The sequence below is a fragment of the Alteromonas nitratireducens genome (assembly GCF_040812025.1).
Taxonomy (GTDB): Bacteria; Pseudomonadota; Gammaproteobacteria; order Enterobacterales; family Alteromonadaceae; genus Alteromonas; species Alteromonas nitratireducens.
In genome coordinates this window covers 1-22,963 of record NZ_JBFNPK010000012.1, presented here as the reverse complement: position 1 = coordinate 22,963, position 22,963 = coordinate 1, and the positions used below count along the sequence as shown (strand labels likewise).

Sequence of the window (22,963 nt, the reverse complement as noted above, 5' to 3'; positions counted from 1 at the left end):
CATGAAAGCCCTAATTTAAAAAAAATCAGTCTTTCTTTGTTTTACTGCTTATTTTTTATTCAAAAGGTAATAAAAAATAGGCTGAATCCCTTATGCATCAAGTGATCCAGCCATTTTCTCTGCACTATTTTTGTGCGGTTTTTTTGCTGCTTTTCCGGGTTGTCACCACCTTGAAGCTCTCAACCGGCTCCTGAAGCGCAATATCGAGCACATCGTCAATCCATTTTACAGGATGGATATCAAGGTCGGCTTTTACATTATCCGGAATTTCCTCAAGATCACGTTCGTTTTCATGCGGAATAATCACCGTTTTAATCCCACCACGGTGTGCAGCCAGCAGCTTCTCTTTCAGTCCGCCGATAGCAAGTACTTCACCACGCAGGGTAATCTCACCGGTCATTGCAACGTCACAGCGCACCGGGTTGCCGGTCAGACTCGAGACCAGTGCCGTACACATGGCAATACCCGCACTCGGGCCGTCTTTCGGCGTTGCCCCCTCAGGAACGTGCACGTGGATATCACGCTTCTCATAGAAGTCTTCGTTGATGCGGAGTTTTTCTGCGCGACTGCGTACCACCGTCATCGCCGCTTTAATCGACTCCTGCATGACATCACCCAATGACCCCGTGGTTGTCATCTTTCCTTTACCAGGCACGGCGGTGGTTTCAATCGTCAGCAGATCGCCACCAACCTGGGTCCAGGCCAGACCGGTGACCTGCCCTATCTGATTTTCTTTGTCCGCTTTACCATAGTCGTGGCGCTGGACACCGAGATAATCTTTCAGGTTATCCTGGGTAACCACCACTTTGTCTTTACTCTTGCTAAGCAGGATATCCTTGACGGCCTTACGACAAATCTTGGAGATTTCACGCTCAAGGTTTCGCACCCCCGCCTCGCGGGTGTAATAGCGGATAATACCGATGATGGCAGACTCGGTAATTTCCAGCTCGTTCGCTTTCAGTCCGTTGCGTTCAATCTGTTTACTGATGAGATGCCGTTTTGCAATATTCAGTTTTTCGTCTTCGGTATAGCCGGAAAGACGAATCACTTCCATACGGTCAAGCAATGGCCCCGGAATGTTCATGCTGTTTGAGGTGGCCACAAACATGACGTCGGACAAATCGTAATCGACTTCAAGATAGTGGTCACTGAAGCTGTTATTCTGCTCCGGATCCAGGACCTCCAGCAGTGCAGAGGCCGGGTCGCCGCGCATATCTGCCGACATCTTGTCTATCTCATCGAGCAGGAACAATGGGTTTTTAACGCCCACTTTTGCCATTTTCTGGATCAGTTTGCCCGGCAGTGAGCCAATATAGGTTCTGCGGTGACCGCGAATTTCAGCTTCGTCACGCACGCCACCAAGCGCCATGCGCACGTATTTACGGCCGGTCGCCTTTGCAATAGATTGCCCCAGTGAGGTCTTACCCACCCCGGGCGGCCCTACCAAACACAGAATGGGTCCTTTCAGCTTTTTCACACGCTGCTGTACGGCAAGGTATTCAAGGATCCGTTCCTTAACCTTTTCCAGTCCGTAATGGTCCTCATCAAGTACCGCTTCGGCACGCGCAAGATCCTTTTTCACCGGCGAGCGCTTTTTCCATGGTACGCTGGTCAGCCATTCAATGTAGCTACGCAGCACCGTGGCCTCGGCCGACATTGGCGACATCATTTTAAGTTTTTGCAGCTCGGATTTCGCTTTATCCTCTGCCTCCTGCGGCATTTTCGCATCGCTGATCTTTTTCGACAGCGCTTCAAACTCATCCGGCGCGTCATCCAGCTCACCCAGCTCTTTCTGGATGGCTTTCATTTGTTCGTTCAGATAATACTCACGCTGGCTTTTTTCCATCTGCTTTTTCACGCGGGTACGAATTTTCTTTTCGACCTGCAGCAAATCTATCTCGCCTTCCATCAGCGCCATCAGGTACTCAAGACGTTCGTTGATACCGTCCATCTCCAGTACTTTTTGCTTTTCAGTCAGCTTCAGCGGCATGTGCGCGGCCATGGTATCCGCCAGGCGTGCTGCGTCATCAATTCCGTTCAGCGAGGTCAGCACCTCTGGCGGAATTTTCTTGTTCAGCTTCACGTAGCCTTCAAACTGCGATACGGCAGAGCGGATCAGCACTTCCTGTTCACTCTCCGGCAGGCTCTCGTCGTGTTTGCGGTCAATGCTCGCAATAAAATACGGTTCTGACTGGCTATACTCGCTGATAGCCCCCCGCACATTCCCTTCTACCAGGACTTTTACCGTGCCGTCCGGCAATTTCAGCAACTGCAAAATGGTGGCAATGGTGCCTACGGTATATATGTCATCCGCCTCAGGTTCATCAACGCTGGCATCTTTCTGGGCGACCAGAAAAATCTGTTTGTCATTCTCCATCGCCGCCTCAAGACAGCGGATCGATTTCTCTCTGCCAACAAACAACGGTATGACCATATGCGGGTACACTACTACGTCCCGCAGGGCTAATACGGGGATCTCAAGGCGATTTTCACGCTCGTCTGTCATACGTGGATCTCTATTTAACTTGCTAATGTCGGTTTATATGGGGGTGCGATGGTAAAGTTCAACAAACGGTTTGTGCGGTCGTCGCATTTATTACGCGAGTGGGTACCATCGCGAATTTTTGTTCTGCTTTTACCTTTATTCATTTACGCAAAGATGGCAACCCTAATTTCGGTCTGATTGCGTAACTTTTCTTCTTTGCATCAAATAAAAATGCCCCTGCTGCATTTGCAGTCAGGGGCATAGTTATTCTGTGCGCTCAGATTTATTCCGACGCCGCTTTTTTCTCATCGTTATGGTAAATCAAAATCGGCTTTGATTCGCCTTTGATGACCGTTTCGTCAATAACCACTTTGCTGACATTATCCATGGACGGTAATTCGTACATGGTATCCAGCAGCACGGCCTCAACAATAGAACGGAGACCACGTGCACCCGTCTTACGCTGCATCGCCTTTTTCGCAATTGCGTGAAGTGCGTCATCACGGAATTCCAGTTCTGCATCTTCAAGCGCGAAGAGCGCAGCATACTGTTTGGTAATTGCGTTTTTCGGCTCACGCAGAATCTGAATCAGCGCTTCTTCATTGAGTTCTTCAAGACTGGTCACAACTGGCAGACGGCCAATGAACTCAGGGATCAGCCCGTACTTAACCAAGTCCTCCGGCTCAACCTGTCTGAACAGTTCGCTCACAGCAGGGCGGTTTTCTTTGGATTTAACGGTGGCGCCAAAGCCAATACCGCTGCCGGTCTGTGCGCGCTGTTCAATCACCTTATCCAGGCCGGCGAACGCGCCGCCACAGATAAACAGGATTTTTGACGTGTCCACCTGCAGGAATTCCTGCTGCGGATGCTTTCTGCCGCCCTGCGGCGGCACCGACGCAACCGTTCCCTCAATAAGCTTAAGCAGCGCCTGCTGAACGCCTTCACCGCTGACATCGCGGGTGATAGACGGGTTGTCAGACTTGCGGGAAATCTTGTCAATTTCATCAATGTAGACAATTCCGCGCTGCGCTTTCTCGACATCGTAATCGCATTTCTGCAGCAGTTTCTGAATGATGTTCTCGACATCTTCCCCCACGTAACCTGCTTCAGTCAGTGTGGTCGCATCTGCCATGGTGAAAGGCACATCCAGAAAACGCGCCAGCGTCTCTGCCAGCAGGGTCTTACCGCTTCCGGTAGGGCCTATCAGCAGAATGTTACTTTTGCCCAGTTCCACCCCGTCGTGCACGTCACCATTGCGCAGACGTTTATAGTGGTTGTAAACGGCAACAGACAGCACTTTTTTGGCGTGCTCCTGGCCAATGACATAATCATCAAGATGGGCATGAATTTCATGCGGCTTGGGCAGCGCGTCTTTTTTCTGCTTCGGTGCAATCTCTTTGATTTCTTCACGAATAATGTCGTTACACAACTCCACACATTCGTCGCAGATGAAGACGGACGGTCCTGCAATCAGCTTTCTTACTTCGTGCTGGCTCTTACCACAGAACGAACAGTAAAGAAGCTTGTTATCACCGTCACTGCTGTGTTTATCACTCATTGCTATTTGCCTCTGCCTTGCCCGGAAAACTGCCAGCGAGAATCGCCGGCCCGGTTGGTATCACTCTGTTACTTTGTGACCGCTGCGTCAGATCGGTTCGTTAAGACTTCGTCGATCAGGCCGTACTCTTTCGCTTCGGTTGCACTTAAAAAGTTATCACGGTCAGTATCACGCGCAACCGTTTCATAGTCCTGTCCCGTATGCTGAGCCATCAACCGGTTTAATTTTTCTTTTATTGACAGGATTTCTTTAGCGTGGATTTCAAAATCCGACGCCTGCCCCTGGAAACCACCCAGCGGCTGATGAATCATGACGCGCGAATTCGGAAGACAGAAGCGTTTTCCTTTCGCGCCGCCGGACAGCAGGAACGCGCCCATGCTCGCAGCCTGACCTACACATACCGTGCTGACATCAGGTTTAATAAAGTTCATGGTATCGTAAATAGCCATACCTGCGGTCACAGAACCGCCCGGAGAGTTGATATACAGAAAAATATCTTTCTCTGGATTCTCTGCTTCCAGAAACAGCATTTGTGCGACGATCAGGTTCGCCATGTGGTCTTCGACCTGACCTACCAGGAAGATGACGTTTTCTTTCAGCAATCGTGAATAAATGTCGTAGGATCTCTCCCCTTTTGACGTCTGCTCGACGACCATTGGGACCAGGGCATTCATTGGATCTATCGGGGTATTAATCATAGCTACCTTGATATCTAACGCTTAAAACAAAAATGCTCGGAAGGCTCCGAGCATTTAAGCAGTAGGTGACTGGTTAAGTCAATCAGACAATAAAAAATTACGCCTGTTTGTTCATAACCTCATCAAACGCTTTAGTGACTTCGGTCACTTTTGCCTGATCAAGAACCCACTCAATTGCCTGCTCTTCCAGTGCGACGTTGCGCATCTGCTGCATCAGCTCCTGATTGTTCTTGTAGTACTCGATGACTTCCTGCGGATCTTCGTACGCAGACGCAGACGTTTCGATCATCTCGTTGACTTTATCGTCACTCGCTTCCAGTTCATTCTGCTTGATGATTTCACCCAGCAACAAACCGATTGTTACGCGACGCTTGGCGTTGTCTGCAAACAGATCAGCCGGCAGTTCTGGCAGGTTTGCGCCACCGCCCTGCTGTGCAAAGCGCTGCTTCGCCTGCTCACGCAGTGCATCAATTTCCTGATCGATCAGTGCCTGAGGCAGGTCGATTTCGTTTTTCTCGACCAGCTTCGCAATCACGTCTTCTTTCAGCTTGGCTTTCAGAGTCTGGCTCAGTTCACGCTGCATGTTCTTGCGAACTTCTTCACGCAGTGCGTCAACGCCACCCTCTTCAACACCAAACAGTTTCGCAAAGTCGTCGTCCAGTTTAGGCAGTTGCTGGCCTTCCACTTTCTTCACGTTTACTTTGAATACGGCGTCTTTCCCTTTCAGCGCTTCGGCGTGATAATCTTCAGGGAACGTCACTTCAACGGTGACTTCTTCACCGGCTTTTGCACCAACGATTGGTTTTTCAAAACCTGGGATCATACGGCCCTGACCCAGCTCAAGCGTGAAGTCTTCCGCTTTACCGCCGTCAAACTCTTCACCGTCAATGCTGCCAACGAAATCGATCACAACGCGGTCGTCTTTTTTCGCTTTACGCTTTACTTCTTTCCAAGTCGCGTGCTGCTTCTGAAGCGTTTCCATCATGTTGTCGAGGTCTTCGTCTTTGATCTCTACAACCGGCTTTTCAATCTCGATGTCGCTGACGCCGTTAACTTCAACTTCAGGATAGACTTCGAAAGACGCAACGAATTCCAGATCTGCACCGTCTTCGTCTTTGGTCAGTTCGAATTTTGGCATGCCCGCGGGCTGGATTTTTTCCTGCACGATGGCCTGATAGAAGTTTTGCTGCATCACATCGCCAGCTACTTCCTGACGAACAGCCTGTCCGAAGCGTTTTTTGATAACACTTACTGGCACCTTGCCTGGACGGAAACCATTGATACGCTGGGTTTTAGCCAGCTGCTGCAAACGTGATTTTACCGCTGAATCAACAGACTCAGCTGGAACAGTGATAGTAAGACGGCGTTCTAAACCCTGGGTCGTCTCGACTGAAACTTGCATTATTCTACCTCAACTTTACGTCGTTTCGGACGCTGTATTTATCTCCCCACTCTGGCCGGCTAGGACCGATCGACATAAATGGGAAGCGTTATCTCATTTCGGCAAATCGCTGACCTGCCGCCAGATAAAACTCGTCGTCTGGCTTGTTCGAAACAACATGCCTGACACGTCATGTTAAAAAAGACGCGGTAGTATACAGCTCTGGTTTCACAGAGTCGAGTGGTAATAAAACAGTTCGCGGAAAAAACCTAATGGGCCATGCGATAGCAATAAATGGGACGATGTTTCAGGCAGAAAATGGTCGGTGAGACAGGATTTGAACCTGCGACCCCTTGGACCCAAACCAAGTGCGCTACCAAGCTGCGCCACTCACCGAATTTGTTGACTTTTTTTTTGGTGCGGAAGGAGAGACTTGAACTCTCACGCCGTGAAGCACTGGAACCTAAATCCAGCGTGTCTACCAATTCCACCACTTCCGCGGGAAAATGGGGTGGACGATGGGACTTGAACCCACGACAACCGGAATCACAATCCGGGGCTCTACCAACTGAGCTACGCCCACCATAGAAGTGTGGCTCGACAGACCAACGTAAGTGTAACACGCTACATTGACGCTGACGACATTTTTGATGTGATTACTGCCTGCGACAACGACTGGCGCGTCCGGCAGGATTCGAACCTGCGACCCACGGCTTAGAAGGCCGTTGCTCTATCCAGCTGAGCTACGGACGCCCGGCGAATCTCCACTCAAAAAAGTGGTCGGTGAGACAGGATTTGAACCTGCGACCCCTTGGACCCAAACCAAGTGCGCTACCAAGCTGCGCCACTCACCGACAGTGTAACAGCGCGTTAAGTTCCTCGCCGTTACGGGGTGCGCATACTACCCCCTCGTTTTACCCTCGTCAAACACTTTTTTAAAGCAAATGTCCGACCGCTCACAAAGCAGCCAATAGGGTGCTTTTTTAAGCTGACAGCCGCATGCTGAGTGCCGTGCAAGTGTGACAGACAATCTGCTTCAGTAACAACATTACGCCGCGCTTTTTTTCATCACGGGACGCGTCAGCGATAGCCAACAGAATGCTGGCAGCTATAGCCTGTTTTATGAAACAATACAGGGTAGCGGTATGAACCAGATGACAGAGTAGTGATTAGCATGACAGCTCACCTTATAGACGGAAAAATCATTTCCCGGCAGGTCCGAGAGGACGTTGCCGCTTACGTTGACTCATTAAAGCAGGCGAACAAGCGGGTTCCCGGGCTTGCTGTGGTTCTGGTTGGCAGTGATGCCGCCTCGGAGGTCTACGTTGCCAATAAGCGCAAAGCCTGTGAAGAAGTGGGTTTCGTTTCGCGCTCGTTTGACCTGCCCGCGGATACAACCGAAGACACCCTCCTGTCACTGGTCGATGAGCTCAACGCGGATAAAGAGATCGACGGGATCCTGGTGCAACTGCCACTGCCGGCTGGTCTGAACGCAGAGAAAGTACTTGAGCGCATTCATCCTCACAAAGATGTTGACGGTTTTCATCCTTACAATATTGGCCGCCTCGCCCAGCGTATACCGGCACTGCGTCCGTGCACGCCCAAAGGGATTATGACCATGATCGAGGCAACCAAACGTCCAATTAAAGGGCTTGATGCGGTTATTGTCGGGGCCTCGAATATTGTCGGGCGTCCGATGGGACTGGAACTGCTGCTGGCGGGCTGCACCGTGACAACCTGTCACAAGTTCACCCAGGATTTGCGCAACCACGTCAGTCGTGCCGATCTGCTGGTCGTTGCTGTCGGCAAAGCCAATTTCATTCCGGGCGAGTGGATCAAACCCGGTGCGATTGTCATCGATGTGGGTATCAACCGCTTAACCGATGGCTCACTGGTTGGTGACGTGGCGTTTGATAAAGCCAAAGAACGTGCGGGCTGGATTACGCCGGTTCCCGGTGGTGTCGGCCCGATGACCGTAGCAAGTCTTATCGAAAATACGCTGGAAGCCTACGTTAAGTACCATTCATGAATTCGCTCCACCCGGCCATTGCCGCGACCCGGCAATGGCTTGATGACATTGTCATTAAACACAATTTTTGTCCATTTGCCCGCTATGTCAGGGAGCCAGAGCGTATTCGTTATGTGCTGACGGACGCCGGCATGGTCGACCTGCCCGACGTGCTGAATGCGGAATGTAAACACCTTGACGATGACAATGAGACGGCGACCACGCTGCTGATACTGATGCATGAGGAAATGCATGAGTTCGACAGCTACCTGGACACGCTGGCACTGGCTACACAATGGATGTCGTCACTTGGGTATGATGGCATTTACCAACTGGCGAGCTTTCATCCTGACTATCAGTTTGAGGGTGAACCCGCCTCTGCAGCCAGTCACTACACTAACCGCTCACCCTACCCGCTTTTTCACCTAATCAGGGAGGCCGATATTGAGCGCTCCCTGGCGCACTACGACGGTGATCCCGACGACATTTACACCGCCAATATCGCCACCGCCAATGCACTGGGAGGCGACTATTTTAAAGACAAGCTCGATGCGCTCCGAGCCTGTCCGTTCAGCGCCCCAAAGCGCAAATAGACATGACTTAGTTATCCGGATCGCTGGTAAGAAGCTGATCAGCATCAGGCAACAGCCGCCCGGCCTGATAGGCTGATAATGTCAGCACCCAGTCACTAATCCAGTGAGTTCCGGTAAGCGAGAACCAGACCTGTTGATTACCGCGCTCGTCCGGCTCACTGACATAGGCAGTAACCTCGTATCCCGACTCGAGGATAAAGGTAATATCACCAGCCAGGGCAAGCGACTCCCACACCCGAGGCAGATAGACTGACACTGCCTCATAAGATGGACTGAGCATGCCCTCGACCGTCGCATCCGTCACCTCCGGGTAGCGAAGACTCCCCGTTGCTGGTATATCCTCCCACAGCCAGGTATTTTTTTCATCACGCACAAATGTCATGGTTTGTTCATCGCCATGCCGGACAACGATACGACGGACATCTCCCGTCTCAAATGGCAGGACATCACGGGTTAGCCACGCGTATGGCGAGCCCGGTACGGGCAGCGCTTCGTCAATCAGCAGTGTCTGCGCCCGGTTGTTGATTCTTACAAACTGTCCGCGTCCGCTTTGTGCGCGCTGACCCGCGAGCAGCATCAGCGTCTGGTTCGCTGTCGCCAGCGTTACCTCGACAGACGTGGCATCCGCTTCGGTCACAGGCTCCACGCCAAGCTGTCGGTAGTAGCGAGGATCCGCTGTTTTGGTTTCAAGCACCTTGGCCTGCTGAATCACCGTAACCAGGTTACTCAGCTTGTCTTTATCAACCGGAAATCTGACCTGGGAGTCCAGATGCGATGCCATCCAGACATCATCATTCAGCACGGCTTCAAATCGCAGCCCATCGGCGTCGGACACTGACACCCTATTCACCGACGGCAACGCCCCCTCAATGTCATACGCCAGCAACTGGCCGGTCTCAAACACTGTGGTTGCGTCCTGTGATTTAATAAACACCAAGCCGGCAATACAACACGCAGCTATAACGGCAAGCACCAGAACTCTCATTGCGACAGGCTCCGTTTAAATGCGCCTGAGCGACGGCTGAACACACGCCTCAGCAGGAAAAGCAAAAACACCATGACCAGGGGGGCAATAACAATATTGACGAGTTTCAGTTGGTTGCCAAGCGCATCAATGTCTTTATCCAACTGATAGCGAACATCACGCAATGCCTGTCGAAGCGACAGGCGCTTGTCAATAAACTCATCAATCATCGCCTGCTGTTGGTTACTGAGCGCCAGTGCAGCACCGTCTGCCTGCTGCGACTCCAGTTGCGCCAGTTGCATATCAATTTCGGACAGCGCGCTCTGGAGCTTTTCTTCCTCTTCACGGAAACGGGCCTGTGCGGCAACTTCTAATTCCTGAACCCGGGTGAATGGTCGCGAGAATGTGCCGCGACTGCGGATACTGGTGAGTGCCCGGCTACCCGCGAGACTCTCAACCGCGTTGATAATAAAGTCACCATTGTTGGCGAACGGGGTGTACAACATATCGCCAAAAAACGGCGTTTGCTGCACCCAGTACGGGTTGGTGATGAGGTCCGCATCACTGACAACAATCAGCGTCATTTCTGATGGCGTGGACTGCTGCGCTGACGCATCGCTGAACACCGGCTTTGCCAACCCGTCAAACCGGGCAGCCAGCACAAATTGCTCGCCATTCCCTTTGATGGCACCAGCGAGTGACGACGGGGACGGGTCCTGCGCGTACCTGTCAGCCTCAATCAGTACGGCATTACTGCTGCTTGTTGCCAGCACCTCCATGGTCAAGGGGCTGCCAGCTTGTTGTGTGATCGCAGCAAATGAGGCGCCGTTCAGTGCATCAAGATTCGCCGTTGTGATGGTATCACGGTTCAGCTGTTCTGCGCCCAGCCCGAGGATGCCCGGGTGTTGTATCACGCCGGCTTGTGGGTCGCGGACATCCAGCCCGAGTTGAGGATCAAGGACCACACCAGAAGACACCGTAATGCCATGGGCATCAAGCCATGGCCATGAGGATGGATTTGCCTGTCCTCCCTGCATCTGCTGCAGCGGGTCGGATTCAAAGTGCGGGTCAATAAACGCCAGAATGCGTCCTTTGGTCACGGCAAACCGTGCGACCGCGCGCTGCATCTCTGCACTGAGCCCCTGCGGATGCATCAGCACCAGTACATCGGTATTGTCAGGCAGGGCTTCAGCATCGGGCTGCACCAGTTCCACGGTGAATAACTGGCGTAATTGTTCGTAAATCACCATGGCGTTATCAAACTGGCCAGTCATTGGATTTGGCCCGCCAGCCAGAGGCAATGCAGAGACGATACTCACCGTCACGTCCTGTGGGTTACTTAACTGATAGATCAGCTTACTGATATCGTATTCCAGGAACTGTTCTTTCTGCGGATCAAGAAACGGCAGCACTTCCTGCGTATCCAGCGCATTCGTGCCTGCAATGCCGAAATACACGGCCTCGCCAAGCGTCCCGACGTTAGCCGCTGTCAGACCAAATGCGGCCGCGCGGTCTTCGGCCTCTGAAAACGGCTCCGGATCGACGCGGTGCAAACGAATTTTACCGTCAGATGCTTTTTCGTATTCTTGGAGCAGGCTTTCGACCCGGTTTGCATAATTACGCAACCCGGTCATACCTTTGGACGTTTCCTCTGAGAAGAAGAAATACACGTTAACCGGCTCTGTCAGCGATGCAATAATGGCGCGGCTGCCGGGCGACAATGAGTAGACTTTCTTCTCAGTCAGATCGACCCGAAAATTATCCAGCAGTGCATTGTTCAGCAGTGTCGCTGAAATGAACACAATGGCAAGCAAAAACAGGCTGATGAGGGCGGATGCTTTTTTCATGATTACTCTGCCTTCTTCAACTCGATAACAACCAGGCTCGCATAGAGCCAGACCACAATCACTACCAAAAAGTACATAACATCATTGAGTGCCAGTACGCCTTTTGCCATCGCCTCAAAGTGCGTCAGAAAACTCAGGGCGGCGACGCCGTCGAGGATGGCGTTACCCGCCCAGGGCTCAAAGGCATCAAGCACCAGTGTGGAACCGGAAAAGACGAACACAAAGCACACCACAATCGCCAGAATAAACGCGATAACCTGATTTCTGGTGATGGCCGACATGCACAACCCAATCGCCAGGAAGGCCCCTGACATTAGCCAGCTGCCAACATAGGCAGCCAGAATGATTCCGTTATCCGGGCTCCCAAGGTAATTGACTGTCAGCCATAAGGGGCAGGTCATGGCCAGCGTAAGCGCCAGCATTGCCCAGCCGGCCAGAAACTTACCGGCCACCACTTCCCATACCGACACCGGCAGGGTCATAAGCAGCTCAATGGTGCCGGATTTTCGCTCCTCTGCCCAGCTGCGCATTGCAATGGCGGGCACCAGAAACAGATAAAGCCAGGGATTCACATTAAAAAATGGCAGCAGATCAGCCTGCCCCCGTTCATACCAGTCGCCAAGAAAAAAGGTGAAAACGCCGCTTAGCATCAGAAAGATGGCGACAAACACGTAAGCGACAGGGGTCGCAAAGTAGCTGGAAAACTCACGCTGGGCGATAATCAGAACCTGTCTCACGCTGCGCCCTCCTGTGTGGTGATAGACCGGAATACCTCATCCAGACGACCATTTTCCACACTCAGTTCGTCTACCGGCAACTGCCGTAAACGAATATGTTCGGCGACCGCATTGATGATCAGTGCACCGTCCTCCGGGAACAGGGTGACACGACCGGTTTCCCGGTCAATTTCCATATCGGCTACCCCGTCGAGTTCAGCCAGCCCGGAGATATCGGCGGCGTAACTCAGCTTCAGTGTCACCGCCTGATAATAGCGGGAGCGCTGTCTGAACGCATTGGGCGTGCCATCAAAATGCAGTTTGCCGTTGCTGATAACCATGACGCGACTGCAGACTGCTGTAACCTCCTCAAGGATATGGGTAGAGATGATGACAATCTTATCGCGCGCCAGTGTCTTGATAAGCTGGCGGACCTGATGCTTCTGGTTCGGGTCGAGTCCGTCAGTAGGCTCATCCAGAATCAGAATAGCGGGATCATGGATCATCGCCTGGGCCAGCCCGACCCGCCGCTTGAATCCTTTCGACAGGTTTTCGATCCGTCGGTCAAGTACCTCTTCCAGTGACACTTTGGTAACGACCTCTTTCAGCCGGTCCTTTTTGTTTTGCCCCTTCAGACCACGAACGGATGCAATAAATAAAAGATACTGGTACACCGTCATGTCACCGTACGCGGGTGCGCCTTCCGGCAGATAGCCAATCAGTGATTTGACCGCTTTCGGCGCCTTATCCAGTGATTTCCCGTCAATCACAATATTGCCATCATCCGGGCTCAGAAACCCGGTCAGCATTTTCATTGTGGTTGACTTGCCTGCCCCGTTCGGGCCCAGAAACCCGACGATATCGCCAGGATTAATGGTAAAACTGAGTGCATCAACGGCACGCAGCTCACCAAACGTTTTGGTTAAGTTCGTTACTGAGATCATCTGTGTCCTACTACGATCATTCCCATCAGGAAATGGTTTATTCCGTCTTTTCAGCCAGGAACACCCGCCACTGAAAACAAAGGGGTGGCGGCAAGGAAATTCAATGTCCAATATTTTGACACAGTGTCAAAATTCAATCACCCCTATTTCAGGGTAATTGCGCCGAATTCCGGTTACCGAGAGAGAATGCCGGGTTGTCGCCGTCTGCGCGCTGCGGTATAACACGCCACAATACGACTAACGGACACCAATCAGTATGCCAGCATCATTGGAGTCATACTCCCTGACCCCCATCGGGCACATCGCTACGCCGTTCAGGCAAAAGTTTGCCATACCACGACAGCCGAACCTGGTTAATGCGAAAGGCATGATCACGTTCTTAGCGCCGTATTCCGATCCAACCTGCTTTAAAGACATTGATGCATTCAGTCACCTGTGGCTGCTGTTTTTGTTCCACGAAACCATGGAGCGCGGCTGGAAGCCAGCGGTTAAAGCGCCCCGTCTGGGAGGGAACGCAACACTGGGCGTATTTGCAAGTCGCAGCACACATCGCCCTAATGGGATTGGCATGTCGGTGGTACGTAATGGCGGCCTGGTTAAGGACGGAAAAACGCTGATGCTGGAGGTTGAAGGGGTAGACTTACTTGACGGGACTCCCATCATAGATATTAAACCTTACCTGCCCTATGCCGACGGGATCCCGGACGCGACCGACGCCCTGCCTAACCCCATCGCCCCCGGTCAGGTACCGGTTATCTTTGCGCCAGACTGCGAAGCGGAACTGGCCCGCCGGAACAAAAAACACGCAGATTTTCGTTCGTTGTTAACCGGCGTTCTGGCGCAAGATCCGCGCCCGGCCTATCGTCACAAACTAAAGACTGACGAGCGCGACTATCACGTGGCATTGTACGATGCGGATATTCTCTGGCGCATGGTGGATGGCTGCATCCATGTCATTGCGATCCGTGATGGTGAGCCCGGCCGTGCTGGTTAAATCAGACTAACCCTTTCATCACGCTCGTATTTCCCTTTTTAAGGCCGGCAACATGCTGCTAGAATACGCGCATTAACTATCTCATCAATAGGAAGAGCCGTTCTGATGCGCACCAGTCAGTACCTGTTATCAACACAAAAAGAAACCCCCGCCGACGCTGAGGTCATCAGCCACCAGCTGATGCTACGTGCCGGCATGATCCGCAAACTTGCCTCCGGATTGTATACCTGGCTGCCGACGGGCCTGCGGGTGCTGAACAAGGTCGCCAACATCGTGCGCGAAGAAATGAACCGTGCTGGCGCTATCGAAGTGCTGATGCCGGTCGTTCAGCCTGCTGACCTGTGGGAAGAGTCGGGCCGCTGGGACGAGTACGGGCCAGAGTTGCTGCGTATCAAAGATCGCCACCAGCGTGATTTTGTGCTGGGTCCGACCCACGAAGAAGTCATCACTGCACTGGTGCGTAATGAAGTGAGCAGTTACAAACAACTGCCACTGAATCTGTACCAGATCCAGACAAAATTCCGTGACGAGGTCCGTCCCCGTTTCGGCATCATGCGCGGCCGTGAGTTCACCATGAAGGACGCCTACAGTTTCCACCTGGACGACGCCTCACTGGCTGAAACGTATCAGACTATGTATGACGCCTACAGTCGTATTTTTTCACGCATGGGGCTTGAGTACCGTGCCGTTATCGCCGACTCTGGTGCTATTGGTGGCAGCGTATCCCATGAGTTTCATGTTCTTGCCGACTCGGGTGAAGACGCGATTGCATTCTCGTCAGGCAGCGATTATGCCGCCAACATTGAGATGGCGCAGGCCGTGGCACCGGCACCACAACAACCCTCTGGTCAGCCTGCAGAAATCATTACCGGTGCGGGTGATTCACTGGCCGCGGCCTGTGAACACCTTGGGGTGCCACTGAGCCAGTCAGTGAAGCTGGTCGTGGTTGCTGCCGAGTCAGACGACAATGACAGCTATGTCGCCCTGGTGCTGCGCGGAGATCATTCACTGAATGACATCAAGGCGGAAAAACTGGCCGGTGTTCGTGCCCCACTTGACGTGCTGAGTGACGAAAAAGCCGCTGCGGTACTGGGCGCACCACTGACATTTGCTAATCCAACCGACTGTGCCATTCCGGTTATCGTCGATCACAGCGCCGCAGCGCTTGCTGACTTTGTTTGTGGTGGCAACGCCGCAGGTAGCTGGGTAAAAAATGCAAACTGGGCTCAGGCGACAGCATCTGAAGATATCCGCAATATTGAAGCGGGTGACCCGTCACCGGATGGCAACGGCACCATTGAAATCAAGCGAGGTATTGAAGTTGGTCATATTTTCCAGCTCGGTGATAAATATTCAAAAGCCATGAACTGCGGCGTGCTGAGCGAGAGCGGAAAGCACCAGACGCTGACGATGGGCTGTTATGGTATTGGTGTATCTCGCATCGTGGCGGCAGCCATCGAGCAAAACCACGACAAATTCGGCATTATCTGGCCAGATCCCATTGCGCCATTTAAAGTTGCCCTGATCCCGATGAATATGCACAAGTCACATCGCATTAAGGAAGCGGCTGAACAGCTATACGCTACACTTAGTGATATGGGCGTGGAGGTTCTGTTCGACGATCGAAAAGAGCGCCCGGGTGTGATGTTCAATGATATGGAGCTGATTGGCATCCCGCACAGTATTGTCATCGGTGAGCGGAATCTGGACAATCAACAGGTCGAATACAAAAACCGACGTACCGGAGAGAAGCAAATGCTCAACCTGACGGATGTGTCTGCATTTATCAGTGCGCTATAGCCGGTCGCGGCCAGAGATAAGGGAGTTCGCATGCAGGTTACCTTTTATGGCGTAAGAGGGTCCATTCCAACACCGGGCCCCGATTACGTTCGCTATGGTGGTAACACTGCCTGCGTTCACCTTGTGCTAAACGACGGTACCGATATCATTCTTGATGCAGGTACCGGCATTCGCCTGCTCGGCAACAAGCTGGCGAAAACCTCAACACCCATCCACCTGCTGCTCACGCACAACCACTGGGACCACATTCAGGGCTTTCCGTTCTTTGCACCCGCGTATCAAAAATCCCGTGAAATCATCATTTATCCGGGAAGGACCAGCCTGCCCGAATACGACCAGATCCTGCAGCAAATGAAAGGGTCCGTGTTTCCGGTCCCCTTTGACGCCCTGTCCTCGGCTATTCGCTTGGAAGTGCTGCCCGAAGACAAAGAAAGCTGGACGATCAACAGCGCCGTTATCCGGCGGATCACAATGAATCACCCGGGAAGCGGCAGTGCGTATCTGATCGAAGCCGATGGGGCAAAAATTGGCTATCTCACCGACAACGAACTGTATCCTCCCTATAAAAAAGAAACGGATTTTATGCAGTTTGTTGATTTCGTGCGCGATGCTGATCTGCTCATCCATGATGCGCAATACATGCTTGATGATATGCCTGCCAAGTCGGGCTGGGGTCACTCGGTTGCGGAGGAAGCGGTGAAGCTGGCGATGGCAGCTAACGTTAAACAGCTGGCACTGTACAGTCACGACCCAGAGCGTACCGATGATGATATCGATCATGTTGTGGCGCACTGTCACCAGTATGTCACCCTGATGCAATCATCCGTCTCTGTCTTTGCTGCCGCAGAAGGACAACACCTTTCATTCTGATCTGTGTAAATCGCAGGAGCACATTACATTGAAACGATCGTATTTACGTTATGCCGTTGCGCTGTCCGCAATATTGGGTTGTGCCACCTCCTCTTTTTCTGTGTCGGCACAGGAGACTGATGCGTCCGACCCCGTCGACACGAGTACCGGGCAGGAGCAGGTCAGTCTGGTTGAGGAGCGGGTAAACGCAGAAAAAACGGCAGTAAAAAACCCGTTTGTTATCACCCAGTACAGACAGAATTATATCCTGCCGTTCACCTACGTGACGAACCCGAATTCGCTGGGCAACCAGGATTTAACGCCGACCAATGTGGATAATTCCGAGGCGAAGTTTCAAATTAGCGTGAAGACACCGCTGTATACGACGGATGAGTCTGCCAGCGGGCTGTTCTTCGGCTTCACTCTGACCTCATTCTGGCAGTTGTACAACAGTGAAGTATCCAAACCGTTTCGCGAAACAAATTATGAGCCGGAGTTTTTCTGGCAGCAGAATGCCAACATTAAACTGCTTGGCTATACCTTTAATACTCTTCAGGTCGGCTTTAACCACATGTCCAACGGACAAAGTGGCGAGCGCTCACGCAGTTGGAACCGCGTGTTTGCGTCTATTCTTTTCTCCAGCGAAGAGAATCTCTACTACCTGAAAACCTGGTACCGTATACCGGAAGACGAAAAGGCATTCCCGTCAGATCCCAGTGGCGATGACAACCCCGACATTAACGATTATTACGGGCGACTTGAGTTTGGCTATGGCACCCGTTTTGGCGATTTGAAATTGTTGGCGCTGATGCGTAACAACCTGCGTTTCAAAGGCAACCGTGGCAGCCTGCAGCTTAACCTCAGTTACCCCATCAGTGAACGCTATGAAATGCTGTTACAGTATTTCAACGGCTACGGTGACTCACTGATTGACTATAACCGTTCCCAGGAACGGATTGGGCTGGGCTTCAGGCTGAAGTTTCTGTAACGCCATTCTTTTCGGTTATCACACCTGCAGCCCGATAAAGCTGCAGGTGCACCTTCACCAGCGCAGGAATATCCCGCTGGTATCCGCCACCAATCACTGCCGCGACTGGCAGCCGGTGTTGCTTGCAGGCCCCCAGCACCATACGATCACGCCGGTAAATTCCGTCTGTGGTTACAGATAACAGGCCGAGGTCGTCATCCTCATGAATATCGACCCCTGCGTCATAGATAACGGCATCTGGCTGAGCCTGAATAAAGGCCAGGTGTAAGGCCTCATCCAGCGCCTGCAGATACGCATCATCACCGGTCCCTTTCTCCAGTCCAATATCCATATCGGACTGCTGCTTGCGGTAGGGAAAGTTTTTTTCGCCGTGTAATGACAAGGTAAATACCGACGGATTATTGCGGGCAAGCCAGGCCGTGCCATCCCCCTGATGCACGTCACAGTCAATAATCAATACACGGTCAACCGACGGATGAGCAAGCATGCGATGGGCTGCAAGGTACAGATCATTGAACAGACAAAACCCGGATCCATACGTGTCAAACGCATGATGATATCCACCGGTCAGATTCAGCGCCATACCATGCTCAAGCGCAAGGTCGGCAGTAAGGCAGGTTCCGCCCACCGCGGTCAGAGTGCGGGCAATCAGTTGTTCCGACCAGGGGAAACCAATACGCCGCATCGCTTTTGCATCAAGCGTTCCATCCAGCAACGCAGTAACATAATCCGCAGCATAATGGCTTAACAACGCGTCCCGGCTAATGGGCTCAGGCGTATAAAAGCAACTATCTGCCACGCCATGGCCTGCCAGAGCATCACGTATCCCCTGATATTTCCCGATCGGGAAACGATGTCGGGCAGGCAGAGACAACTGACTGTAGATAGGGTGAAACACCAGCGGAACCATACTACCTCTTCTTTGATTATCATGGTCACGCCAGTGTATTACGAAATTCGGTAACCGGTCAGGTCAGTTGCCGTACCACTTTTTCAACGTTGTCAGACATACGGTTCATCGACAACGCAATGGTATCTTGCTCGGAGAGGGCGTGATACTTCTCTGACGACGATACCACCTGTTGAATGATGGCTTCAACATCCCGCAGCACCACTTCCTGATCATCGGCAGCATCATTCAATGCCACCACGACGCTCGCCGTTTCTTTGATATCGTTAACGACCTGATTCAGAATGGTAAGAGCTTCTGCCGCTTCTTCTGCATTGGCGTCTGACAATGCTTTTCCTTCTTTCATGGCAGCTACCGCGCCGCGCGCTTCCGATTCGAAGCTGGAAAGAATGTCGTTTATCTCGCGTGTTGATTGCTGTGTTTTAGCTGCCAGCGCCCTGACTTCATCGGCAACAACGGCAAAGCCACGACCATGTTCCCCGGCTCTGGCTGCTTCAATCGCGGCATTCAGTGCCAGCAGGTTGGTTTGGTCAGCAATTTCATTGATCACATTGACGACGTTCAGGATTGTGGCACTGCGGCTTTGCAGTGCCACCACGATTTCACTGGAATGATTTACCGTTGTGGCGAGCTGACGGAAGCCTTCGTTCGCCTTCTTGAATGTCGTAAAGCATGACGCAACATTTTCCTCCGAGCGGTTGGTCGCGACGGCAACCTGATCAGTAATCGCCACCAGGCTGTGCACAATATCGCGCAAACGCACTGTCATCGCTTCCAGAGACTGGGAAGCACTGCGTTGCTCCTGGGCTCCCGTTTTGATACTGGTGCTGACATCCCCCAGACTCTCTACAGCTCTGCTCATTTCGCCCTCTGCTGCATTCAGTTCACTGACCACCTCTGTCAGTTTGTTCTGGAGATGACGAGCCGCATCAGCAAGCACACCCAGCTCATGGTCACTATGGTAATCAAGACGGGTATCATAACGGCTGTTCGCCAGGTCGTGGAGGCTGCGGGCAATTTGCTTCAGCGGTTTGACCACCTGGGTGCGTAACCGCGATACCACGTAGATGATAGCCAGCAGTGACAGTGCCACGGCGGCGGTCAGAATAAGCCATAAGAGCCCGCGCGTGCCTGATTTAAGTTCTTCAATTGCCTGCTCTGACTGACGGTCAATATTGCTGGCAATCTCCGATAACAGCGTGGCAGGCTCTCGATCGATGCCGCGCACTTTCATGTCCCCGACAGCAGGGTCAAACCCGGCGTCAACAAAGGCCTGATACCCTTCCCGGTATTTGTCTGCCATGATTGCATGGGCTGCCTGAAAACGACGAATTTTCGCTTTGACAGCATCGTCAATAAGCGGGTTGTTCAGCATGGCAGAAAACTGCGTATCAATCTCTGCTTCCCGGTCTTTAAAACGTTGCCAGTATTTTTCCCGGTCCTTGGCATTACTGCCTCTGAGCAGCACATTTTTCCATTCCTGCACCTGTGTTTTGAAGGTACTAAGCACATCCTTTACATCGCGTTCGGCCTGGATCAGCGATGCCTCCAGTGACTCAAACTGATTGATCAGCGAAAACGATTTCATGATGGAGGACGCGTTCAGGACAACCAGAAGCAGAAAGGCGGCCAGAACGGGGGTCATGATCATTCGGCTGGTGCTGGTGTAGTTCACAATAGATAACTCTTGGTAAACGGGACGAACATGGCGCCATTAGATGTCATTTATATGACAGGGAAATGACAGCGTGACTGTGCGGCCCAAAAATAAAAAAGCAAAGCGGAACGCTTTGCTTTTTTGGTGATTACGATGTGTACTTTGTGCTTAAAGCATATCCAGCGTGCTGGTAATTCCTTTCATTGACAGTGCAATTTCGTTTGCTTTGTCCTGCGTAGAGAAATAGCGAATAAGCAACGTGTTGTTCGCTTTCATCTGCGTCGCCAGCGCATCGGTAACCGGGACGAGTACCGAGCAGCCCGTTCTCAGACATACTGTCATTGGATGGGTTTGTTCATAATCACCCACTTTAAACGCTATCCCTGCAGGCAGATACACGCCCAATGGAAAAATGACCCTCAACATAACCTGATCGGTATTCTCAGGCGAGCTCAATACCGCAGTGTATCTCACCTGATTCGTCTCGCTTTCCAGTTGCTGCGTGGCCACACAGCCATTTTCACAGACCACTGTCCAGTCCTGCTTTTGCACGCGACTTTGTGCTGAAACGTCAGCAACGCCGACCATCATAGAGAAAACCACCAGGCACACTTTTCCAATTTGCGTTCGCCACATTATTCTTTTTCCTTTTTTAAACATCACATTGGGTGACCACACACTTTTTATAACACCAAAAACAAAATAAGCCGAACAAATGCCGGCTTATTTTATTTTTTGGAAAAGCGTGAGCAGATTAGCCTCTGCGACGTAGTCTCATCAGTGCCAGCATAGCCAGGCCAAACATGGCAAACGTGGCAGGCTCATCAACATCCGTGGTTGGATCAGGCAGTGCTACACCACCAACACCGGCGAAACCAAAAATGTAGGTCGGCGCAAGCGCTCCTGTGCTATCAATATAACCATCCTGATCGACATCACTTCCTGACCAGCCAAAGGAGTATGCCTCAGCACCTACTTCGCCCAGAGCTGCCAGCGCGGCTGTCTTACCAATTGCACCACCGTAGAAAATTTCAAACTGGAACGAGTCACCGGCAGCCAGCGCACCAAAGTCAAAGTCAAAGTTAGCACCGTGATCCGCCGGACCTGAGGCTTCGAAGTCGCCGCTTGAGCCCGAAACAATCGTCCCGCACGAGGAGAACGGATTAGAACTACAGAATCCATCATCTGTCGCTGCAGTAATGGCAGTGGCCGCCGCCGTTCCGCCAATGGTGACATACTCATCGAATGGTGTTGGTGACGTATCCCAGTCAAATGTTCTGCGGTACAGCAGGTTGGCAATATCCGTATTTGACGTGTTTTCGATAGTAACCAGCACCCGGAACAGGTTGTCGGTTTCTGCAGCGAGGGCAAATGCGTGGGTAATCTGCATGCTTGCAGTCGATACGACTGAAGTTGCTGTCGTTGCTGACGATACAAAACTGATCAACGACAGGCCCGCAGTCCCGCTATAGTTATTGGCAAAGCCGGTTTCTGACGTGCCGCCAATAGCAACCCCCCAGCCTTCACACACACAACCGTGATACGTTGACTCGTACTGCGTACCAGTATCGTCAATATACCGCAAACCTGTGCCAACCGTGCCATAGATATCAGCGACACCACCCGATACATTTAGCTGACCAAGGTCATCCACACCCAAGGCAATATTGCCGTCCGTGATAATTGCTCCAGCGCTTGCCGAACCGGCGCACACCATAAGGCCTACGGCGCCAATAAATTTCGCAAATTTAGATTTCATTGTTATCTCCTGTCCCATCGGAATTCACTACTGCAAAAACAAAACTGGTTAGTTTTCACACAATGCACAAATCGCGCCTTTTTTTATTTTTCATTAATTAACAATGAGTTAGAAATTTAACATTACAGTGATGTAATGCTTGTGTAAAAAACTCTGACAGGGGTGACTGTGCATTTTTCCGATGACACGCAGGCGCATGATGAGAAGGATCACGCGGGCGTTATCCTAAAGCATAATTTTTATCACCCCCTATGGCGCATAAAAATAGGTTATACTGCGCACTTTTCAGTGACGCGCGCTTTTCAGTGAAGTAATTATTATGTCTGAACAATTTCCTGCCTGCCCCGTGTGTGGCTCAGAATTCGCTTATCCCGACAGGAACCTGCTGGTTTGCCCTGAGTGTGCGCACGAATGGGATCCAAATGCCGCCGATGATGACAAACCCGTAATTCAAGATGCGAACGGTAATCCGCTGGCGGAAGGGGATAAAGTCACGCTGGCCAAAGATCTTAAAGTAAAAGGCTCTTCCATGATCCTTAAAGTCGGTACCAAAGCGGTCATCAAGCGCTTTATCGACGGCGACCATGATATTGACTGCAAGGTGGATGGTGCAGGCGATATGTTACTGAAGTCAGAGAAGGTTAAGAAGGCAAACTAAGAAGCGTGGTTTATTTTCGTAAAAAAGGCAGGAATTATGAAGTGACCCCCAATAGTTGGACATTCCAATTACTGGGGGTCTTTTTATGTCCAAATACAATAGAGCGTTTAAGTTAAAGCTCGCCAAACTCGCTCAAACTCTATCTTCCGGGGAG

General features: G+C 51.7%; 19 protein-coding genes and 5 tRNA genes. 7 read left to right on the top strand and 17 right to left on the bottom strand.

Annotated features, from left to right (window positions below; all coding sequences use genetic code 11):
- Window positions 1–124: 124 nt before the first annotated feature.
- The 9 genes from lon to AB1N33_RS11300 form a co-directional block, all read right to left on the bottom strand.
- Complete coding sequence (lon, locus tag AB1N33_RS11340; protein WP_411271662.1) at window positions 125–2,506, bottom strand: endopeptidase La; 2,382 nt, start codon at window positions 2,504–2,506, stop codon at window positions 125–127.
- Window positions 2,507–2,768: 262 nt separating this feature from the next.
- Window positions 2,769–4,043, bottom strand: a complete 1,275-nt coding sequence (gene clpX, locus AB1N33_RS11335) for an ATP-dependent protease ATP-binding subunit ClpX (protein ID WP_411271661.1) — start codon at window positions 4,041–4,043, stop codon at window positions 2,769–2,771.
- 68 nt (window positions 4,044–4,111) lie between these two features.
- On the bottom strand, window positions 4,112–4,741 hold the full coding sequence (gene clpP / locus AB1N33_RS11330; protein ID WP_411271660.1) for an ATP-dependent Clp endopeptidase proteolytic subunit ClpP: 630 nt from the start codon (window positions 4,739–4,741) through the stop codon (window positions 4,112–4,114).
- A 97-nt stretch (window positions 4,742–4,838) separates the two neighbouring features.
- Window positions 4,839–6,143 (bottom strand): trigger factor, encoded by a 1,305-nt coding sequence (gene tig, locus AB1N33_RS11325; protein ID WP_411271659.1) that lies wholly within the window; start codon window positions 6,141–6,143, stop codon window positions 4,839–4,841.
- 298 nt (window positions 6,144–6,441) lie between these two features.
- Window positions 6,442–6,518, bottom strand: a tRNA-Pro gene (locus tag AB1N33_RS11320).
- A gap of 19 nt (window positions 6,519–6,537) precedes the next feature.
- Window positions 6,538–6,622: transfer RNA gene (locus AB1N33_RS11315), tRNA-Leu, on the bottom strand.
- 7 nt (window positions 6,623–6,629) lie between these two features.
- A tRNA-His gene (locus tag AB1N33_RS11310) sits at window positions 6,630–6,705 on the bottom strand.
- A gap of 93 nt (window positions 6,706–6,798) precedes the next feature.
- Window positions 6,799–6,875: transfer RNA gene (locus AB1N33_RS11305), tRNA-Arg, on the bottom strand.
- 24 nt (window positions 6,876–6,899) lie between these two features.
- Window positions 6,900–6,976 (bottom strand) — tRNA-Pro (locus AB1N33_RS11300).
- A 320-nt stretch (window positions 6,977–7,296) separates the two neighbouring features.
- Here AB1N33_RS11300 and folD point away from each other — a divergent pair.
- Window positions 7,297–8,151 carry a bifunctional methylenetetrahydrofolate dehydrogenase/methenyltetrahydrofolate cyclohydrolase FolD gene (gene folD, locus AB1N33_RS11295; RefSeq protein WP_411271658.1) on the top strand — a complete coding sequence of 285 codons (855 nt, stop codon included), beginning with the start codon at window positions 7,297–7,299 and terminating at the stop codon, window positions 8,149–8,151.
- Window positions 8,148–8,723: a DUF1415 domain-containing protein gene (locus AB1N33_RS11290; protein ID WP_411271657.1), complete on the top strand. Its 576-nt coding sequence runs from the start codon at window positions 8,148–8,150 to the stop codon at window positions 8,721–8,723. Before folD ends, AB1N33_RS11290 begins: the two co-directional genes overlap by 4 nt.
- 7 nt (window positions 8,724–8,730) lie before the next feature.
- Here AB1N33_RS11290 and AB1N33_RS11285 read toward each other — a convergent pair whose 3' ends face one another.
- Genes AB1N33_RS11285 through AB1N33_RS11270 form a run of 4 tightly spaced genes read right to left on the bottom strand, consistent with a single transcriptional unit; the run spans window position 8,731 to window position 13,194 of the window.
- The gene (locus AB1N33_RS11285) at window positions 8,731–9,708 is read right to left on the bottom strand and encodes a DUF4340 domain-containing protein (RefSeq protein ID WP_411271656.1); all 978 of its coding nucleotides are present in this window, start codon (window positions 9,706–9,708) and stop codon (window positions 8,731–8,733) included.
- On the bottom strand, window positions 9,705–11,534 hold the full coding sequence (locus AB1N33_RS11280) for a GldG family protein (RefSeq protein WP_411271655.1): 1,830 nt from the start codon (window positions 11,532–11,534) through the stop codon (window positions 9,705–9,707). Before AB1N33_RS11280 ends, AB1N33_RS11285 begins: the two co-directional genes overlap by 4 nt.
- A 2-nt stretch (window positions 11,535–11,536) precedes the next feature.
- Window positions 11,537–12,271, bottom strand: coding sequence for an ABC transporter permease subunit (locus tag AB1N33_RS11275; RefSeq protein WP_411271654.1), 735 nt, complete (start codon window positions 12,269–12,271; stop codon window positions 11,537–11,539).
- Window positions 12,268–13,194: an ABC transporter ATP-binding protein gene (locus AB1N33_RS11270; RefSeq protein ID WP_411271653.1), complete on the bottom strand. Its 927-nt coding sequence runs from the start codon at window positions 13,192–13,194 to the stop codon at window positions 12,268–12,270. The genes AB1N33_RS11275 and AB1N33_RS11270 overlap by 4 nt, the downstream gene beginning before the upstream one ends.
- Window positions 13,195–13,450: 256 nt before the next feature.
- Between AB1N33_RS11270 and tsaA the strand changes: the two genes are divergently transcribed.
- The 4 genes from tsaA (at window position 13,451) to AB1N33_RS11250 (ending at window position 17,825) form a co-directional block, all read left to right on the top strand.
- Window positions 13,451–14,188 carry a tRNA (N6-threonylcarbamoyladenosine(37)-N6)-methyltransferase TrmO gene (tsaA, locus tag AB1N33_RS11265; RefSeq protein ID WP_411271652.1) on the top strand — a complete coding sequence of 246 codons (738 nt, stop codon included), beginning with the start codon at window positions 13,451–13,453 and terminating at the stop codon, window positions 14,186–14,188.
- A gap of 105 nt (window positions 14,189–14,293) precedes the next feature.
- Window positions 14,294–15,988, top strand: a complete 1,695-nt coding sequence (locus tag AB1N33_RS11260; RefSeq protein ID WP_411271651.1) for a proline--tRNA ligase — start codon at window positions 14,294–14,296, stop codon at window positions 15,986–15,988.
- 30 nt (window positions 15,989–16,018) lie between these two features.
- Window positions 16,019–16,858, top strand: a complete 840-nt coding sequence (locus tag AB1N33_RS11255) for an MBL fold metallo-hydrolase (protein ID WP_411271650.1) — start codon at window positions 16,019–16,021, stop codon at window positions 16,856–16,858.
- A 28-nt stretch (window positions 16,859–16,886) separates the two neighbouring features.
- Window positions 16,887–17,825, top strand: coding sequence for a phospholipase A (locus AB1N33_RS11250; protein ID WP_411271649.1), 939 nt, complete (start codon window positions 16,887–16,889; stop codon window positions 17,823–17,825).
- On the opposite strand, the gene AB1N33_RS11245 is transcribed toward AB1N33_RS11250, so the two are convergent.
- The 4 genes from AB1N33_RS11245 to AB1N33_RS11230 all read right to left on the bottom strand — a co-directional run bounded on the left by AB1N33_RS11245 (window position 17,806) and on the right by AB1N33_RS11230 (window position 22,151).
- Window positions 17,806–18,735 carry a histone deacetylase family protein gene (locus tag AB1N33_RS11245; protein WP_411271648.1) on the bottom strand — a complete coding sequence of 310 codons (930 nt, stop codon included), beginning with the start codon at window positions 18,733–18,735 and terminating at the stop codon, window positions 17,806–17,808. The genes AB1N33_RS11250 and AB1N33_RS11245 overlap by 20 nt on opposite strands.
- Before the next feature lie 58 nt (window positions 18,736–18,793).
- Entirely contained in the window at window positions 18,794–20,410 is a 1,617-nt protein-coding gene (locus AB1N33_RS11240; protein ID WP_411271647.1) for a methyl-accepting chemotaxis protein, read from the bottom strand.
- Window positions 20,411–20,560: 150 nt separating this feature from the next.
- Window positions 20,561–21,028: an invasion associated locus B family protein gene (locus AB1N33_RS11235; RefSeq protein WP_411271646.1), complete on the bottom strand. Its 468-nt coding sequence runs from the start codon at window positions 21,026–21,028 to the stop codon at window positions 20,561–20,563.
- Between the two features lie 118 nt (window positions 21,029–21,146).
- Window positions 21,147–22,151 carry a PEP-CTERM sorting domain-containing protein gene (locus tag AB1N33_RS11230; RefSeq protein ID WP_411271645.1) on the bottom strand — a complete coding sequence of 335 codons (1,005 nt, stop codon included), beginning with the start codon at window positions 22,149–22,151 and terminating at the stop codon, window positions 21,147–21,149.
- Window positions 22,152–22,470: 319 nt separating this feature from the next.
- Here AB1N33_RS11230 and AB1N33_RS11225 point away from each other — a divergent pair, with 319 nt between their 5' ends.
- On the top strand, window positions 22,471–22,809 hold the full coding sequence (locus AB1N33_RS11225; protein WP_411271644.1) for a zinc ribbon domain-containing protein YjdM: 339 nt from the start codon (window positions 22,471–22,473) through the stop codon (window positions 22,807–22,809).
- Window positions 22,810–22,963 lie beyond the last annotated feature (154 nt).